Raw genomic sequence first — 16,888 nt, 5'->3', positions numbered from 1 at the left:
GGTCAGCGTGGGCCGGTGGACGATCGCGAAGGCGAACGGCCGGTCGGCGCGCACCCGGACCTCGGGTTCGGGCTTGGGCGCGGGCGGGCCCGTATACAAGAGTTCCAGCGCGGTGACGGCGGCGGCCTCGGTGCCCGACTCGTCCACGGTCACGGTGGCGCGGTGGATCGCCTGGCCGAGGAAGGCGCCGTCGGCGATGCCGGGGTAGCCGGTCGCCGTGAGCCCGAGTCCGGCGAGCGACTGCATGAGGTCCAGGCTGGTGGAGAAGTCCCAGCGGGGGAGGGCGAGCCGTACCCGGCGTTCCCGCAGTCCGGTGGCCACCCGGTCCGTCACCTCGGGGGTGAGTAGGGCGGCGGGGGCGCCGCCCGGCTGCGGGAGCAGGACCCACATGGCCAGCTCACCCCCGGTGTAGCGCAGCTCCACCGCCTGCCAGCCCTCTCCGGCGGCGTACGGGAGGGTGTCGGACCGGTGCATCAGGTCGGTCCGTACGGTGGTGCCGTCCGCCCGGGTGAAGGCGGCGCCCCACTCCGGCGGGCCGGTGAACGGCGTCTGCCAGCCGGCCTTGAGGTAGACGGCGTTGGCGAGGACGAGCAGGGTTCCCGGGTCCAGGTGGTCGAACACCTTCGTGATCCGCCCGGCGGTCTGCCGCTCGGCCCAGGCGTCGATGACCTGGGCGGCGTCCCGGGCGAAGTCCACTTCGCGCACGCCGGTGCCGTACTGGGCGGCGAGCGTGCGCAGGAACTCGGGCCGGACGCTCAGCCCTTCCTGGGTGAACAGCCCGTTGGCGATGGCGAGGATCGGCGGCTCCGGCCTGGTTCGGGGGTCGCGCTCGGTGCCCGGTTCGGTGCGGGGCGGCGGGGCGTCGGTGGTGACGATCCGCCGGGTGAGCGCGTTGAGCGCGGTGTGCGGTCCCTGGGCGGGGAAGCCGAAGACCCGGTCGAGCTGGGCGGCGGTGTCTCCGGTGGCGCCCGCCCGGGCCATGCCGAAGGCGTAGCCGACGCTCAGCGGGGACAGGACCGCGTTGGCCCCCGGGGCGGCGGTCTGGGCGAACAGGGCGTGGCCGAAGGCGGTGAGCCCGCGCACGGTCTCCGTGACCGGCGGGTCGACCGGTGTCTCCCGCCGCACCCCCTCGCCGACGAGCATGTCCGGGTCGGTCGTCGCGGGCGCCGGGTGGGGGGCGCGGGTCAGCAGGGCGGTCAAGGCGGTGAGCAGGCGGCGCATGATCCTGAAACGTATCCCATCGCCGATCTTCCGATCACCACGGCCAGGTAGTGAGCCGGTTCCGCGCCGGGCAGCCCGACCGCGATCGAAGTGCGTACGAGCCGGCGAGTTCGGCGTTGTTCGGGCCGGTGGCGAGCGGGCGCGGCACCTCTTTGCGCGCCGACGTCGCCGGACATCCTCACACCGGCGCGCCGCGCAGGCCCTTGCCTCGCAGCGACGGGTTCTCGCGGGCGCCTCCCGGACGTCACCGAGACCCGAAACCGACCTGAGGCGTCGCGATGGCGTCATTGAAAATCGCGCGGACGCTTGATGTGACGCCAAATTGGCGCCATGATGGCGTCATGGACCTCACGCCATACGTTGACAACCTTCGCCGCGAGCTTGCGGTCGCCGCCGAGGCAGGCGGCCCGGACGCTCGCGCGCTTGCCGAGCGTCTTACCGCACCGCTCGAATCGGCTGTCCGGCTTACCCTGCTTGAGGCACTGTCGGCCGCCGCAGGCGAGATCACCCGTGATCTCGCCCCGGGCTCGGTCGACATCCGGCTGCGCGGGCGCGACCCAGACTTCCTCGTGACACCGGCGCCGGCCGACCGGTCGCCGGAAGAGGCACCCGGGCGCAGCCTGAGGTCCGCGCTGGCCGGCGCGGTGGAGGTCGCGATGGGTGTCCGCCCGCCCGTTTCGGAGGCGTCGCCGGAGGGTGACGAGGGCGGCACGGCGCGGATCTCGCTGCGCGTCCCCGATCACCTCAAACCGCGCATCGAGGAGGCGGCCGGCAGGGAAGGGCTCTCGGTCAACGCCTGGCTCGTCCGCGCCGTGTCGGCGGCGCTCGGGCCCGGCGACGGCGGCCGCCGCTCCGATCGGCGTGCAGGCTCGCAAAACGACGGGCGCGGCGATCCGTGGACCGGGCGGCACTACACCGGCTGGGTGCGCTAGCGCGACCGCCCCACCCCGCCACTCGTCACCCGTCCCGGCAGCCGGGACACCCACCATCCCATCGTGAGGGCACCACCGCCATGCCAACGTTCGACACTCCGGAACCGATCTTCGCCACCATCGATCTCACGGCCGCCGACGTCTGGATCCGTGCGAGCGACCGCACCGACACGGTCGTGGAGATCCGCCCGCAGGACGCGTCCGACGACGCCGACGCCGACGCGCAGAGCGCGGCACAGACCCAGGTGGAGTACTCCCAGGGTCGGCTCCTGGTGAGGACACCCAAATCCATGACCCGCTCGTGGTTGTGGTGGGGCGGCTCGATCGAGGTGAGGGTCGAACTGCCGGCGGGCTCCCGCGTCGACGCGAGGACAACGGGAGACTTCCGCTGCGAGGGCCGCCTGGGAGAGTCCAGGTTCGACACCGCCGACGGCGACATCTGGCTCGACCAGACCGGCAGACTGCAGCTGAACACCGCCAACGGTGACATCACGGTGATCCGGTCGGTCGGGCACACCGACGTCGACACCGCCAACGGCGAGATCCGGATTCGTGAGATCGACGGCACGGCGGTGATCAAAACCGCCAACGGTGACATCACCCTCGGCGAGGTGACCGGCGGCCTGCGACTGAAAACGGCGTACGGCGACATCACCGTCGACCGCGCACTGGCCGGGGTCGAGGCCAAGACCGCGACGGGCAGCGTCCGGATCGGCGAGGTGGTGAGCGGTTCGGTCGTCCTGGAGACCTCCTCCGGCGACATCGAGGCCGGTATCCGCCAAGGCACCGCCGCCTACCTGGACGTGAAGACGGAGTACGGCGGCGTGCACATCTCTCTGGACGCCTGCGACGGCCCTGAGCCGGACGACGAGATCGCCGAGGTGCGCGCCCGGACCTCCAACGGCGACATCGTGATCCGCCGTAGCTGACCCATCCCACGGCCGACTCCCCACCCGACGGCCCCCGGAGCCGACCGGAAACCCACACGGAGGAGAAAACCCATGCCCCCCGCGATCGTGGCCGAAGGCCTGGTCAAGAGATACGGCGACGTGATCGCCCTCGACGGGATGGACCTGTCCGTCCCCGAGGGCACCGTGCTCGGGCTGCTCGGCCCCAACGGCGCAGGCAAGACGACGACAGTGCGGATCCTGACCACGCTGCTGAAGCCGGATGCCGGCCATGCCACGGTCGCGGGATTCGACGTCGTCCGCGACGCCCAGCGGCTGCGATCCCACATCGGGGCGTCCGGGCAGTACGCCGCCGTCGACGACCATCTCACCGGCGCGGAGAACCTGGAGATGGTGGGACGGCTCCACCACCTGGGCACCAAGCGCAGCAAAGAGCGCGCAAGGGAACTGCTGGAACGCTTCGACCTGACCCGGGCGGGAGACCGCCCGGTGCAGGGCTACTCCGGAGGCATGCGGCGCCGGCTCGACCTCGCCGGAGCGCTGGTCGCCAACCCGCCGGTGCTGTTCCTCGACGAGCCCACCACCGGCCTGGACCCCCGAGCCCGCGCGGGACTGTGGGACGTCATCTCCGAGCTCGTCACCGGCGGCACCACCGTGCTGCTCACCACCCAGTACATGGAGGAGGCCGATCGGCTCGCCGACCGGATCGCGGTGGTCGACCACGGCCACGTGATCGCGCTCGGCACGGCCGACGAGCTCAAGGACCAGGTCGGCGGTGACCGGATCACGCTGACCGTGACGAACCCGGCAGATCTCCAGACCGTCCGGCGGGTGCTGGCGCCTTTGGCCGTCGGAGAGATGCAGACCGACCCCGCCGCATCACAGGTGGCCGTCCCGGTGGCCAACGGCGCCGCATCGCTCACCACGGCCCTGGGCGCGTTGGCCGCCGAGCGGGTCACCGTACGCGATGCCGGCCTGCGGCGACCCACGCTGGACGACGTGTTCCTGACGCTCACCGGACACGAGGCAACGAAGAACGCGAAGGAGCACAGCCGATGAACGCCCTGCAGACGGCGATCGCCGACGGAATGACGATCACCAAGCGCAACACCCTCAAGATCAAGCGAGCGCCCGACCAACTGGGGGGCGTGATCATCCTCCCGATCGTGTTCGTCCTGCTGTTCGCCTACGTCTTCGGCAGCATGATCGACATACCGGGCATGTCCTACCAGGAGTACATGATCCCCGGAATCTTCGTCCAGACGGTCGTCATGAGCGCGCAGATCACCGGCTACACCCTGGTCCTCGACCTGCAGAAGGGCATCTTCGACCGGTTCCGCACGCTGCCCATGGCGCCGTCGGCGGTGCTGACCGGCCAGACCATCTCCGACGTGCTGATGAACGTGAGCAGCATCATCGCGATGTCCGTGATGGGGCTGATCGTCGGATGGCGGATCCACTCGGCGCCGCACGAGGCCGTCCTGGGCTTCTTGCTGCTGCTGTTGTTCGCCTACGCGTTCTCCTGGGTGACGGCGACGGTCGCGCTGGCCCTGCGCACGCCCGAGGTCTTCAACAACATCGCCACCGTCGTGTCGATGCCGCTGGTCTTCCTGTCCAACGCCTTCGTCGACAGCGCCCGCCTGCCCGGACCGCTGAAGGTCGTCGCCGAATGGAACCCCGTCTCCACGATCATCCAGGCCACGCGCGAGCTGTTCGGCAACACCGATCCCGCCATGCCCGTCCCCGGCGCATGGCCGCTCCGGCACGCCGTGACGGCGTCGCTGCTGTGGTCGGCGCTGATCCTGGCCGTGTTCGTGCCCTTGGCCACGCGGCTGTACAAGAAGGCCGTCGGCCGCTGACCACCATTCGCACCCACGTGCCTACCCGGGAGGGCGTGCCGTGCGCTGCGCCGGGCGGCTCGATACAGAGCGCCGGGCGGCTCGATCTAGACTGCAGGGAGTGAGAGATCTCCGCCTGTTGCCCAAGGCGCACCTGCACGTCCACCTGGAGAGCACCGTACGGCCGCAGACTGTGCGTGAGTGGGGCGGGCCGCCAGAGCCGGAGGGGCCGTTCGCAAGCTTCCGGGAGTTCGCCGATCAGCGGGCCCGGGTGCGCGAGCTGCTTCGCACGCCCGAGCAGTTCCGGCGGGTGGCGCTGGAGTTCTGCCAGGACGAGGCGGCCCAGGGCACCCGCTACGCCGAGGTGACCTTCACCGCCGCCTCGCACGGTGAGCGCGTCGGGGCGCCGGAGATGCCGCTGGAGGCGGTGCTGGACGGGCTGGCCGAGGGCAGGCGCTACGGGATCGAGTGCAGGGTGCTGCTCGACCACTCTCGCCGGCGGCCGGTGGAGCGGCTGTGGCAGACGTTCGAGCTGGCCACCCGCTACGACGAGGTGATCGGCATCGGGCTGGCGGGCGATGAGAACCACCCGCTGGCGCCGTTCGCCGAGGTGCTGGACGCGGCCAGGGGCGCCGGGCTGCACCTGGTGCACCACGCGGGTGAGGCGGCCGGGCCCGCCAGCATCCGCGAGGCCCTCGGCTTGGGCCACAGCGAGCGGCTCGGGCACGGCATCCGGGTGCTGGACGACCCGGCGCTGGTGGACGAGGTACGCGAGCGCGGTGTCCCGTTGGAGGTGTGTCCCACCTCCAACGTCCTGCTCGGGCTCGTCCCCACGCTCGCCGCGCACCCGCTGCCGCGCCTGCGCGCGGCCGGTCTGGTCGTCACGATCAACACCGACGGTGAGACGGCGCTGGCCGGCGAGTACGCCCGGCTGCGCGAGGTCTTCGGCTTCACCGACGCCGAGCTGGCCGAACTGGCCGTGGCCGGGGCCGAGGCCTCCTTCGCCCCGTCCCAGGTGAAGGCGCAGATCGCAGCGGGGGTGGCTGCCTGGCTCAGCCACCCGTAGCGGTCAGACGGCCTTACCCGGGGCCGGCGCGCCGGGGTGACTGGACGCGCTCCCCGCCGATCTACGTGCCTGTCCACGCAGGCACGCCGAATTCACGGCGGGCCGGGTCCTACCGGGCCTGGGCCTTGATCGCGCTCTGGACCGCGTCGAGGAGGGTCGCGGCTCTCCGGTCCGGCACGCCCTCCTGAATGTGGTTCATGACATAGCCGAAGGCGAGGCCGGTCGCCGGGTCGGCGAAGCCGAGCGATCCGCCGTAGCCGGGAAATCCGAAGGCGGTCGGGCTGTACCAGAACATGTCGGGGGTCGGCAGGCCGAAGCCGGTGCCGATCCGGACGGGTGTGCGCAGGATGCGGTCGATGCCTCTGGTCCGTTCGGTGGTCGCCGCCGCCAACGTGTCGGAGGAGAGGATGCGATGCCCGTCGACCTCGCCGATCAGCGCGGCATAGAAGCGGGCCAGCGCGCGGGCGGTGCAGATGCCGTTGGTCGAGGGCATCTCGGCGTACTGCTCGGCGGGGTCGTTGTGGTTCAGCGGAGGCATGACGACGGTCATGGCTCGCAGGGTCAACGACGTCGGATCGGTATAGGCCGCCATCACCTCGCGCATGGGTTCGGGAAGAGCGTCCAGGTCGACCCCGGCCGGCGCGTCCAGGTCGATCGGGGCGGTGATGATCTGGCTGACCCGATGCTGCTCTGTTTCCGGCAACCCGATCCACAGGTCCAGGCCGAGCGGTGCGGCGATCTCTTCGGCGAGGAACGTGCCGATGCTGCGGCCGGTCACCCGGCGGACGACTTCGCCGACCAGCCAGCCGTAGGTGTGCGCGTGGTAGCCATGCTCGGTGCCCGGCTCCCAGAAAGGACGCTGGGCGGCCAGCGCGGTCACCATCGGGTCCCAGGCGATCGCCTGCGCCGGAGTGATCGGGCGGTCGATCACCGGCAGCCCGGCCTGGTGGGTGAGCAGCCAGCGGACCGGGATGCGATCCTTTCCGTTCGCCGCGAACTCCGGCCAGTACTCGGCGACGGGTGCGTCGAGGTCCAGTTCGCCCCGCTGGGCCAGCAGGTGCGCGCAGGTGGCGGTGACGCCCTTGGTGGTGGAGAACACGACCTGCAGGGTGTCGCGCTCCCAGCGGCGGCCGTTCTCGGGGTCGGCGATCCCGCCCCACAGGTCGACCACTTTCCGGCCGTGCAGGTAGACGCTGACCGCGGCGCCCACCTCCTGGTCGCCGGCCAGGTTGGCGGCGAATGCCTCACGTACTCCTTCGAATCCTGGTGCGGTATCCCCGCCGATTTCGAGCATGCGTCATCGCCTTCTGTTCGGGGTGTGTCGCCGGGAGGTGCTACCTGCGCCAGTGCCCGATGAGCCAGGCGCAGATTTCCGGCTCGGTCATCTCGGGAAACTCCTCGGTGAACGTGACGAGTGCACGCATCGCTTCGTCTCGGTCCAGGCCGCGCACCGCAGCCGCCCTGAGGTATTCCTGGCGCGCGGCGGTGGGGCGGCCTCCGCCGGAACCGCGGCCCGGCAGGCCGTTGCGCCACTGGACGATTTCCTCCAGCCGGTCAGCCCGCCAGCCGGGAGCTCCGTCGACCTCGACGTCGGGCTCGGGGAACGGGTGGGCCGAACCGCTCGGATAGCGGGAGCGCCACTTGTGCACCGCGTGCCGGCTCACCCCCAGCGCTCCGGCTATGCCGATCACGCCGAGGTAGTACTCGGTCATGGTGCACCAACTTGTCTGTCCGGCCTCCTCGGTGGATCTCATTACTACCACGCCCGAGGTGACGTCCCCGGGGTGACGGGATGCATGAACATCGTCTCCGTTAGAGACGACATTAGTGGCGGACGTGTAATGTCGTCAACGATGGAGACAAAGTTTTCCCGACCTCGCGGCGTGAGGCGGACGCTCCACCCCTTGCGACCTCGGTGAGGTGCGGCCATGCCTGCCTCCGGCCCGTCCGGGGCTCGCGCGGTGCTCACCGAACGCGAGGAGAAGGCCGGTGCCGCCATCGCCTCCGGCGACACCGCAACGGCCGGACGCGCCTTCACCCGCTTCGCCGCTCTCACCATGATCAATCCGCTGACCGCCCTGTACTTCGTCGCTGTCGCCACCGGCCACAGCAGCCAGGCGGGAACGGCGGGAGTGGCCTTTCTCGGCGGCGTCTGCACCGCTTCACTGCTCTGGCAACTCCTGCTCGTCACCGCAGGTGCCCTCGCCTACCCGCGGATACCCCCGGAGGCCCGAGCGTGGACGTTCAACATCGGCTATGGCCTGGTGGGGCTTTACGCTCTGAAGCTGGCGTGGCCACTGCCGTGACGGCCTCGCCTGCCGACCCCGGCCGAACTGGGTGTTCGCGAGATTCTCCCTGGCTGCCCCAGTTTGCCCACATCAGTGGCTGCGGGTCTGGCCGACTCCGGAGGGCTCTCGGCGGCTCTGCCGACGAGGCTTCGCGGAGGTCTCCGCGGAGGTCCTGCGGGATCTCCGCGGCCGGATCGCTGCCGCCTGCGGTCGTGAGCGTCACCAGGGGTGTGGTGCGGGGCGGGGGAGGGGCGCCCGTGAGCGTACGCACCCCTCCGCGCGTACCCGAAGCGGCGTGGTGTCACCGTGGCGGCGCGGGCCGCTCAGGCGGCGATGGTCGCGTGCATTTCCCACACGAGGATCTCCGCGGGCTCCGTGGCGGTGACCTTCTGCCCGCCCGTGGCGGTGAAGCGGACCGCGTCGCCGGTCCCGAGCGTGCCCGCGCCCTCCAGGGTCACTGTCCCCCTGGGCACGAACAGGTGCAGGAACGGCGCCTCGGGCAGCTCCACGGTCTGGCCCGGCCGCAGACGGGCGGCGTACAGCGCGGCGTACCGGTTCTTGATCCGGATGGCCGCGGCACCGTCGTGCTTGTCCATGCCGGAGGCGACCGGCACCAGGCCGCCCGCGAGCAGCTCGTCCTCGATCTCGAGCTGCTCGTAGCCGGGGGTGATGCCGGCCTCGTCGGGGACCACCCACATCTGCACGAAGTGCACCGGCTTGTCGTGGGTGTCACCGCCGGTCAGCCGCCAGGAGTCGTTCTTCTCGGAGTGCAGGATGCCGGTGCCCGCGCTCATGCGCTGGGCCAGCCCCGGATAGATGACGCCGGAGTGGCCCTCGGAGTCCTGATGGACCAGGGAGCCCTGGAGCACCCAGGTGACGATCTCCATGTCGCGGTGCGGGTGCGTCTCGAACCCGGTGCCCGGCAGGACGGTGTCGTCGTTGTTGACCAGCAGCAGCCCGTGATGGGTGTTGTCCCGGTCGTGGTGCCCTCCGAACGAGAACGAGTGCTTGGAGTCCAGCCAGGAAATGTGGGTGGTGAAACGTTCGGCCGCCCTGCGGATGTCCACGCGAGGGGCCGGCTTGGTCCTGGTCATGAATGCCCTTCCCGGTCGCCATGTAGATGATGTGTCATCTACTGCACCCTCAACGTATATGACGGATCATTGATTCCACAACCGGATGACGCGTCATTTAACCTGGAGGGCATGAACAGCCCACGCTGGCTCGACGAGGAGCAGCAGCGCGCCTGGCGGGCCTACCTGCGGATGCAGGGCCGCCTGACGGCCCGGCTCAACCGGCAGCTGCAGACCGGCTCCGCCCTCTCTCTTGCGGACTACGAAGTCCTCGTACAGCTCACCGATGTCGAGGAGGGGCGCCTGCGACCGTTCGAGCTGCAGCGCGGCCTCCACTGGGAGCAGAGCCGCCTGTCGCACCAGCTGACCCGGATGCGGCACCGGGGCCTCGTCAGGCGCGAGGAGTGCGCGGAGGACGGCCGCGGCGCGTTCGTCGTCATCACCGAGGAAGGCCGGCAGGCCATCACCGCCGCCGCCCCTGGCCACGCGGAGACCGTCCTGCGCCTGTTCTTCGACGGGCTCACCCGCGAGCAGGTCACCGCACTGGAACAGCTGTCCACCCAGATCCTCGACCGCCTCGACACCACCGAGGAGACAACGAAATGATCAGTTCTGGTCAGGGTCGATGCTCCCCCGGCGACCAGCCCGCACAGCGGCGATCGTCCGGCGAGCCCGGGCGCCGCCTTCGGCGAGGGGGCGGGCATGGACGGTGCGATCGATGCGTGTGCGTGTCAGCCCGGCCTGACACGCACCGCGCCTGTCAATCCAGCCTGACAGCCTGCTTGAGGAAGACGACGCCATCGATCATGTCGAGCTGGGCCGGGTCCAGCGGGAAATACTTGAAATCGTGGGAAATGCGCGGGTTGGGCTTCGTGACGGCCTCGGCCAGGCGGCGGGCGTCGACGAGCGAGTGATCCCACGGGAGCGCGGACAGGATCCCCTCGACGGTGTCCGGGGGCGGGGTGTCGTCGCCCACCGTGCCGAGGGCTGAGGCCAGGAAGGCGTACCGGTCGCCCAGGTGCGTCCCGGTGATCGCGCCCGCGCTCCACCACTCCAGCAGCTGGTCTCCGAGCCGCATGAAAGTCCTGTTCCGCTGCAGGTGGAGGTTGTGGGCGAAGACCAGGGCCGGGCCGTGCTCGGCGACGGCACGCAGGTTGGCGGCCATCATCGCGTCCCGCAGGGCCGACAGCCGGGTCAACCGCGCCGGGGACGCGTCGGCCATCCAGTGGTGGTAGCGGAGCAGGCCGACGGCGGTGCGCCCGTACAGTGCCGCCCGCTCCCTGTCCTCCGCGCTCAGCCGCGGCGCCTGCGTGTCGAGCAGCGCCACCAGGTCGTCGGCGATCAGTCGCAGCCGCCGGGCGTCGGCGGACCGGCCGATCGACTGGGACGGATCCATGACCGTGGCCTCGTTCGACCACCGCTCGTCCGGGCCCAGCAGCGTGTCGAGAGTTTCCCCGGTACAGGGGAGCGGGCCGTCGAGGAAGGCGTAGAGGGCGGTGAGCGCCTGGCGCGGGCTCGCCGCCCAATACTCCAGTGGGCCGTCGAACCCGAAGAACCGGAGCTTTTCGTCATGCTCCTCGTTGTACGCCCGCATCCAGCACACCAGCTCGCGGTTGGCCGGCGACGCGCCGAAGCCGTGGCTGAAGCCGCGTTCCATGACGTCATCGAGCGTGCCCGCGCCCGTCGTGACGTAGTCGTCCACCACGAGGCCCATGAGGCAGTCGCTCTCGATCGCGAACGACCGGTAGCCCTCGTGCTCGACCAGATGCCGGAAGATCTCATTGCGCAACTCGCCCAGCTCCCCCACGAAGTGCCTGGCCTCGCCCAGGCCGAGCAGCAGGGGCTTGGCGGGAAGCGACCGGAGGAACTCCGAGACGCCCGCGCCGTCGAGCGGCCGGGCCGTGTCCTTGCTATCCATGCCTTCAACGGTATCGTTGAACACTCGGTGTAAACTTTTCCCGGAAAATCCCCGCTCTCATCGAGATGGACCTTCAATCGGTGATGCATCCATGAGGCCGGTGGACCTGGCGCGCGAGCACGGCCTGTCCACCCAGGCGATCAGGAACTACGAGGACGCCGGCATCCTGCCCGCCGCCGAACGCACCGTCCACGGCTACCGCACCTATACGCCGCTGCACGCGCAAGCCCTGCGCGCGTTCCTCGCCCTCGTGCTGGGGCACGGTCACCAGACGGCCACGTCGATCATGCAGGCGGTCAACCGGGGCGCCACCGAGGACGCGCTGCGGCTCATCGACGAGAGCCACGGCCAGCTCCTCGACGACCGCCGCACCCTCCAGGCCGTCGAAGCCGCGCTCGGCGATCTGGCGCCCGTGCCGCAGGAGCGCGGCGACACGTTCATCGGCCCCCTGGCCGGGAGGCTCGGCATCCGCCCTGCCACCCTGCGCAAATGGGAGAACGCCGGGCTGGTCCGGCCGCGCCGCGATCCGCGGACGGGCTACCGGATCTACAGCGCGGCCGACGTACGGGACGTCCGGCTGGCCCACCAGCTCAGGCGGGGCGGCTACCTGCTGGAGCAGATCGCCCCGCTGATCGCTCAGGTCCGCTCCGCCGGAGGCGTCGCCCCGCTGGAGTCGACCCTGCGCGACTGGCAGGCCCGCCTGTCCGCCCGGGGCCGCGCCATGCTCAAGGGCGCCGCCGACCTGGACGCGTACCTCCGCGCCCGCGAACCCTGAGGCCGAGTCACGTCCACCGCAGGAAACGGCATGGCCACGGAAGGAAACACCCGGTGCGGACGCGTCACGTCCACCGGGGCAGTCCAGGCGCCGGTCGCCGACTCCAGGCCGACGGGCCGGGAGAACGCCCCCCGCGAGCAAGGCACTCCGTCTGCCCGGCCCGGGGGACCGCTGGACTCACGGCGGCGTGAGGGACGCCTGATCACTACCTGGCGAGGGGGTTGATGAATATGGCTGCCGGCAGCCGTCATCAGCGTGCCTTCGTCCGGTCCGCGCGAGCCCAGAGCGCGGTCCGGGTCGTTCGAACGACCAGGAGTCTCCTATGACCGCCATGACGTGACACTCAGGGCCCCCGGATGCGTGAGCACATTCCGGCGAAGGCCGAGAAGCGTTCATGGGACACCGGGCCGTACGGATACCTGCTTGTATGTCGGACATGACGTTTCCCCGTGTCAGGGCGGCCGTGCTCGTGATCCTCGCTCTGGCGGGCTGCGGCGATGAGCACGCCGCCGCGCCCGGCGGGAAGCCGACGCCCTCGGCAGGGCTCTCCGGCAGACCGACGCCCGGGACGGCCTCCCCGGAAAGGCCGGCTTCCACGACAGCCTCCTGTCCCGCGTCGGGAGTCGTGTTGTGGACCCGGGAGCCGTCTGCGGCGATGGGTCTGCGGTCGATGAGCGTCGAACTCTACAACTGCGGCGACCGCAACCGTGTGCTCAAGGGTTATCCGGGGATCGGACTGCTGGACGCCGACCTGCATCCCGTCAAGGCGGCGGTCGGGCACGGGTCGTCGTCCGTGGCGCAGGTCGATTCCTACGACCGGCCGCCCGCCACGGTGACGCTGAGACCGGGAGAGGTGGCCTCGGCCGGAATCCTGTGGCGCAACCTGGTGACGGATCACCCCGAGCGTGCCGTCACCGCTCAGGTGCTGGACATCACACCGATGCCCGGGGCGCCGGCCGAGCGTTTGTGGGACGTCGGGATCGACCTGGGCACCACCCGTAAGGTCGCCGTCGGCCCATGGGAGAAGGTTCGTGAGGCCAACGGGGTCGAGATCGGTGACAACGCGCCGCACTACGGCGACAACCACGCCTGGCGGCGGCGCCTGGAGCTGAGCCCGGCCGACCGGATGGTGGGCGAGCCGGCGGCCGGGAGGATCCGCCCCGCGCTGGAACGGCTCCGCGTCAAGGGCGGCTTCACCGCGGAGTCGGTCCGGGCGGAACTCCTCAGCCCGGGGTTCCCGGCGGCCGACGCGTTCGCCCACGCGACCGGAGCGACGGACGAAGTGGCCTACGAGGTCTATCCGGGGCGCGGCGCGTGCGTCCACGGTGAACTCCAGCCGAAGCGGTTGACGGTGGCGGTGGACGGGGTGCGGCTGGAAGGCGGGTGCGCGCCACCCGCCTGACGGCCCTGTGATCCCGAAGCCGCGACCAGGGCCGGGCAGCTGTGGGCGATCGCTTCGGCTTTCCGCAGGCTCCCCCGGTTTCGAAAACCGTCGATTCTCGAACAAGATCGATCAGCGGACGGTGCTGCCGGGTCCGTGACCGCTTCGCTGAAACGGGATGCCCGGCGGTGGGAGTCTGGTGGTGAACATGTGACACCCTTTACGATCGGTTCGTAGTTTTTGGCATTCGGATTCCTCGTGAGGAATTGGCAGGTGCGCATGGGCCCGCTGGCGGAATCCGATCCGCGGGAGATCGGCGGGTTTCTGCTCAAGGGCCGGCTCGGGGCGGGCGGGATGGGCCGGGTGTATTTCGGTGTGTCCTCGGCAGGCGAGCCGGTCGCGGTCAAGGTGATCAACGACGGGTTGCTGGACGATCCGAATACCCGCAGGCGGTTCGCGGCCGAGGTCCGAGCGCTGAAGACGGTGTTCGGGCCGCGCGTGGCCGCGCTCGTGGCGGCCGACCCGATGGCGCCGCGGCCCTGGCTGGCCGTGGAGTACGTCCCCGGGGACACCCTGCAGCAGCATGTCGCCGCGAAGGGGCCGCTGGAGCCCGGGCTGGCCGCTATCCTCGGGGCCACGCTGGCCGAGGGGCTCACCACGATTCACGCCGCCGGGCTGCTCCACCGCGACCTGAAGCCGCACAACATCATCATGGCCGCCGACGGGCCCATGGTCATCGACTTCGGCCTGGCCGTGCTGGCCGAGCGCAAGCAAGGGCTGACCGAGACGGGCGTCCTGGTGGGCACGCTGGTCTGCATGTCGCCCGAGCAGGCGAAGGGTTTCCGGGAGCTCACCGCGGCGAGCGACGTGTGGGCGCTGGGCGCCACCCTGGCCTACGCGCTCACCGGGCGGTACCCGTTCGACGCCGACAACGCCGCCGCGCTGATCTACCGGATCATCGCACCGGACGTCCGGCCGGACCTCGACGGGGTGCCCGGCGAGCTCGCCGGCCTGATCGAGGCCATGCTCGCCGTCGATCCCGGGGCCCGGCCCGGGCTGGCAGAGGTGACCCGGCGCCTGGTCGAGGTGGTGGCGGGCGGCGGACTCACCGCCACCGAGGCGCGGCAGCGCCTGGCGGCCGCGACGTTCCCCCCGCCGGTCTCCCCGCCGGCTCCGCGGGCGCGTGTCCCGGCACCCCACGGAACCCCTCCGCCCGCCCCCTCCGCGCGTGCCGCGGGTACCGTCCCGGTGGATCACTCCAGCCCGGCCGTGCACTGGCCGTTCGTGGGCCGGCGCGGGGAGCTGGAACGCCTCGACGACCTCCTCTCCTCGGGCACCTGCGACGCCGTCCTGGTGACCGGGCCGGCGGGCGTGGGCAAGACCCGGCTCGCCGAGGAGTTCGTCGCCCAGGCCAGGGCCATGGGGTACGGCACCGCGCACCTCGCCGCCACGGCCAGCGCCTCGGTGGTGCCGCTGTCGGCGCTCGGCCCGATCCTGCCCACCGGGGTCGACTTCGCCGACCCGCACGCGCTGTTCGACGCGGTCCGCTCACGTATCGCCGCCTTGGCGGGGAACGGCAGGTTCGTCCTGGCCGTGGACGACGTCGACGTGCTGGACTCCACCTCGCTGGCGCTGCTGGCGTACCTGCTGGCCGACACGCGGCTGTTCCTGGTCGCGACCAAGCGCACCGAGGCGGGGATCCCCGACGCGCTGGAGGCGTTGTGGCGCCGGGGCAGCGCGGTCCACGTCGAGCTGCGCAACCTCGATCGGCAACAGGCCGAGACGCTGCTGCATCTCGCGCTCGGCGCGCCCGTGGCCGCGCCCGCGGCCCACGCGCTGTGCGAGGCCAGCCAGGGCAATGTGCTCTACCTGCGGGAGCTCGTCCTCGGTGCGCAGTCGGACGGGACGCTCGCCGACGCCGACGGGGTGTGGCGGCTGCGCGGCCCGCTCCGGCTCCCCGCCGGGGCCGGCGGCCTGGTCGCCGACCGGCTGCGCAAGCTGAGCCCGCCCGAGCGCCGCGTCGTCGACCTGCTCGCCCTGTGCCAGCCGCTCGGCCTCGACGACCTGCTCACCCACACCTCGCTCGACGTGCTGACGCGGCTGGAGGACCTCGGGCTGATCTCGCTGCGGGAGGACGGCCGCCGGCAGGAGATCAGCCTGGCCCACCCGCTGCACGCCAGGGTGCTGCGCGAGTCCCAGTCCAGGCTGGCCGCCCGCTCGCTGCTGCTGGAGGAGGTGGCCCGGGTGGAAGGGTACGGCGCGCGGCGGCACGCCGACCCGCTCCGGCTGGCCTCCTGGCGACTGGACGCCACCGGAACGGCGGACCCCGAACTGCTCACCCGCGCCGCCCGCCTGGCCGGATACTCCCACGACATGGCCAGGATGGAGCGCCTGGCCCGCGCCGCGCTGGTGCACCGGACCGACCCCAGGGCCGCGCTCTACCTCGGCGAGTCGCTCGGCGAGCAGGGCCGCTTCACCGAGGGTGAGCATGCCCTGAGGACGGCGTTCGACCACGCCCGCGGCGAGGACCTGGAGTCCGTGGCCGTCTCGCTCGCGCTGAACCTGCACTACGGGCAGGGCAGGGCCGAGGACGCGCTGGCGGTCAGGGACGCCGCGGCGGCCAGGGAGGGCGCGACGCCCGGCCTGGCGGCGCTGCGCGCGCTGTTGCTGGCCGCCGACGGCCGCCCCGCCGAGGCGCTGGCCGCGGCCGGGGACCGCGAGCCGGCCGTGCCCCGGCAGCGGGTGCTGTGGCTGCGCGCCCGCGCGTCGGCCCTGCTGGACAGCGGCAGGGTCGCCGAGGCCGCCGAACTGGGCAGGCACGCCTACGAGGAACACCTGAGGCTGGACGACCGCACGAATGTGTCCCACCCCGCCGGCGCGCTGATCGCCAACGCCGGTGCGCTGCTGGAACTGGGCGCGTTCGACGAGGCCGAGCAGGCCGCGCGGCGGGCGCAGGAGATGGCGCTCACCGACGACGTGGGCTCGCTCGCCATGTGGATGCCCTGGCAGCTCGGCCGGATCGAGCTCGCCCGTGGCCATCCCGCCTCCGCCGCCCGCCAGTTCCGTGAGGGTCTCGCCCAGGCGCGGGCCTGCGAACACGTGGTGGCCGAGCGGCTGCACCTCGCCGGGCTGGTCCTGGCCGACGCCTGGCTCGGCCGTCCCGCCGAGCCCGAGCTGGCCGGCCGCCTGCACGGGCTGGACGGCCTGCCGGTCAGGCACCAGGACGTCGACCGGGCGAAGGCCTGGTCGCTGGCCGCCGGCGGACGCCTTCCCCAGGCTGTGGCGCACCTGCGCGACGCCGCGCGGCGCTACCGGGACATGGGGCAGACGACCGCCGCCGCCATACTGCTGCACGATCTCGTACGGCTCGGCGAACCGCACTCCGGCCTGCCGCCGATGCAGGGCGAATACGCCGCAGCCCGCGCCGCGGACGGAAGTCGGAGGCCAAGCGGTCTTAGGAAGACAACCATCATAGCCAAATCCTTGGG

General features: G+C 71.5%; 14 protein-coding genes. 9 read left to right on the top strand and 5 right to left on the bottom strand.

Annotation, left to right across the window (positions count from 1 at the left end):
• The coding region (locus ABD841_RS38625; protein ID WP_344982020.1) for a serpin family protein at positions 1 to 1,221 on the bottom strand (1,221 nt) is incomplete at its 3' end.
• A 278-nt stretch (positions 1,222 to 1,499) separates the two neighbouring features.
• Here ABD841_RS38625 and ABD841_RS38620 point away from each other — a divergent pair.
• The 5 genes from ABD841_RS38620 (at position 1,500) to add (ending at position 5,965) form a co-directional block, all read left to right on the top strand.
• Positions 1,500 to 2,153 (top strand): hypothetical protein, encoded by a 654-nt coding sequence (locus tag ABD841_RS38620; protein ID WP_344982019.1) that lies wholly within the window; start codon positions 1,500 to 1,502, stop codon positions 2,151 to 2,153.
• 80 nt (positions 2,154 to 2,233) lie between these two features.
• Positions 2,234 to 3,082 (top strand): DUF4097 family beta strand repeat-containing protein, encoded by an 849-nt coding sequence (locus tag ABD841_RS38615; RefSeq protein WP_344982018.1) that lies wholly within the window; start codon positions 2,234 to 2,236, stop codon positions 3,080 to 3,082.
• Between the two features lie 72 nt (positions 3,083 to 3,154).
• The gene (locus tag ABD841_RS38610) at positions 3,155 to 4,120 is read left to right on the top strand and encodes an ATP-binding cassette domain-containing protein (protein WP_344982017.1); all 966 of its coding nucleotides are present in this window, start codon (positions 3,155 to 3,157) and stop codon (positions 4,118 to 4,120) included.
• A complete protein-coding gene (locus ABD841_RS38605; protein ID WP_344982016.1) occupies positions 4,117 to 4,920 on the top strand; it encodes an ABC transporter permease in 804 nt (267 codons plus the stop codon). The genes ABD841_RS38610 and ABD841_RS38605 overlap by 4 nt, the downstream gene beginning before the upstream one ends.
• A gap of 100 nt (positions 4,921 to 5,020) precedes the next feature.
• A complete protein-coding gene (gene add, locus ABD841_RS38600; RefSeq protein ID WP_344982015.1) occupies positions 5,021 to 5,965 on the top strand; it encodes an adenosine deaminase in 945 nt (314 codons plus the stop codon).
• A gap of 109 nt (positions 5,966 to 6,074) precedes the next feature.
• On the opposite strand, the gene ABD841_RS38595 is transcribed toward add, so the two are convergent.
• Both ABD841_RS38595 and ABD841_RS38590 read right to left on the bottom strand, forming a co-directional pair.
• A complete protein-coding gene (locus ABD841_RS38595; RefSeq protein ID WP_344982014.1) occupies positions 6,075 to 7,259 on the bottom strand; it encodes a serine hydrolase domain-containing protein in 1,185 nt (394 codons plus the stop codon).
• A gap of 40 nt (positions 7,260 to 7,299) precedes the next feature.
• A complete protein-coding gene (locus tag ABD841_RS38590; protein WP_344982013.1) occupies positions 7,300 to 7,677 on the bottom strand; it encodes a hypothetical protein in 378 nt (125 codons plus the stop codon).
• 216 nt (positions 7,678 to 7,893) lie between these two features.
• On the opposite strand from ABD841_RS38590, the gene ABD841_RS38585 reads away from it, so the two are divergent.
• Positions 7,894 to 8,271, top strand: coding sequence for a hypothetical protein (locus ABD841_RS38585; RefSeq protein WP_344982012.1), 378 nt, complete (start codon positions 7,894 to 7,896; stop codon positions 8,269 to 8,271).
• Between the two features lie 305 nt (positions 8,272 to 8,576).
• Here ABD841_RS38585 and ABD841_RS38580 read toward each other — a convergent pair whose 3' ends face one another.
• Complete coding sequence (locus tag ABD841_RS38580; RefSeq protein ID WP_344982011.1) at positions 8,577 to 9,347, bottom strand: pirin family protein; 771 nt, start codon at positions 9,345 to 9,347, stop codon at positions 8,577 to 8,579.
• A 111-nt stretch (positions 9,348 to 9,458) separates the two neighbouring features.
• On the opposite strand from ABD841_RS38580, the gene ABD841_RS38575 reads away from it, so the two are divergent.
• The gene (locus tag ABD841_RS38575; protein ID WP_344982010.1) at positions 9,459 to 9,932 is read left to right on the top strand and encodes a MarR family winged helix-turn-helix transcriptional regulator; all 474 of its coding nucleotides are present in this window, start codon (positions 9,459 to 9,461) and stop codon (positions 9,930 to 9,932) included.
• Positions 9,933 to 10,086: 154 nt separating this feature from the next.
• Here ABD841_RS38575 and ABD841_RS38570 read toward each other — a convergent pair whose 3' ends face one another.
• Positions 10,087 to 11,244 (bottom strand): erythromycin esterase family protein, encoded by a 1,158-nt coding sequence (locus ABD841_RS38570; protein WP_344982009.1) that lies wholly within the window; start codon positions 11,242 to 11,244, stop codon positions 10,087 to 10,089.
• 91 nt (positions 11,245 to 11,335) lie between these two features.
• Here ABD841_RS38570 and ABD841_RS38565 point away from each other — a divergent pair, with 91 nt between their 5' ends.
• Positions 11,336 to 12,019 carry a TioE family transcriptional regulator gene (locus tag ABD841_RS38565; protein ID WP_344982008.1) on the top strand — a complete coding sequence of 228 codons (684 nt, stop codon included), beginning with the start codon at positions 11,336 to 11,338 and terminating at the stop codon, positions 12,017 to 12,019.
• Between the two features lie 394 nt (positions 12,020 to 12,413).
• Positions 12,414 to 13,421 carry a DUF4232 domain-containing protein gene (locus ABD841_RS38560; protein ID WP_344982007.1) on the top strand — a complete coding sequence of 336 codons (1,008 nt, stop codon included), beginning with the start codon at positions 12,414 to 12,416 and terminating at the stop codon, positions 13,419 to 13,421.
• The last annotated feature ends 3,467 nt before the right edge of the window (positions 13,422 to 16,888 follow it).

The organism is Streptosporangium fragile (genome assembly GCF_039534445.1).
Classification (GTDB): Bacteria; Actinomycetota; Actinomycetes; order Streptosporangiales; family Streptosporangiaceae; genus Streptosporangium; species Streptosporangium fragile.
Note: the sequence above shows the minus strand (reverse complement) of the source record. Positions and strands in the feature narration are given on the sequence as shown.

Coding starts and splice junctions, on each gene's coding strand:
- ABD841_RS38620 (WP_344982019.1), top strand. CDS start 1,500: ATGGCGTCATTGAAAATCGCGCGGACGCTTGATGTGACGCCAAATTGG.
- ABD841_RS38615 (WP_344982018.1), top strand. CDS start 2,234: ATGCCAACGTTCGACACTCCGGAACCGATCTTCGCCACCATCGATCTC.
- ABD841_RS38610 (WP_344982017.1), top strand. CDS start 3,155: ATGCCCCCCGCGATCGTGGCCGAAGGCCTGGTCAAGAGATACGGCGAC.
- ABD841_RS38605 (WP_344982016.1), top strand. CDS start 4,117: ATGAACGCCCTGCAGACGGCGATCGCCGACGGAATGACGATCACCAAG.
- ABD841_RS38595 (WP_344982014.1), bottom strand. CDS start 7,259: ATGCTCGAAATCGGCGGGGATACCGCACCAGGATTCGAAGGAGTACGT.
- ABD841_RS38590 (WP_344982013.1), bottom strand. CDS start 7,677: ATGACCGAGTACTACCTCGGCGTGATCGGCATAGCCGGAGCGCTGGGG.
- ABD841_RS38585 (WP_344982012.1), top strand. CDS start 7,894: ATGCCTGCCTCCGGCCCGTCCGGGGCTCGCGCGGTGCTCACCGAACGC.
- ABD841_RS38580 (WP_344982011.1), bottom strand. CDS start 9,347: ATGACCAGGACCAAGCCGGCCCCTCGCGTGGACATCCGCAGGGCGGCC.
- ABD841_RS38575 (WP_344982010.1), top strand. CDS start 9,459: ATGAACAGCCCACGCTGGCTCGACGAGGAGCAGCAGCGCGCCTGGCGG.
- ABD841_RS38570 (WP_344982009.1), bottom strand. CDS start 11,244: ATGGATAGCAAGGACACGGCCCGGCCGCTCGACGGCGCGGGCGTCTCG.
- ABD841_RS38565 (WP_344982008.1), top strand. CDS start 11,336: ATGAGGCCGGTGGACCTGGCGCGCGAGCACGGCCTGTCCACCCAGGCG.
- ABD841_RS38560 (WP_344982007.1), top strand. CDS start 12,414: ATGGGACACCGGGCCGTACGGATACCTGCTTGTATGTCGGACATGACG.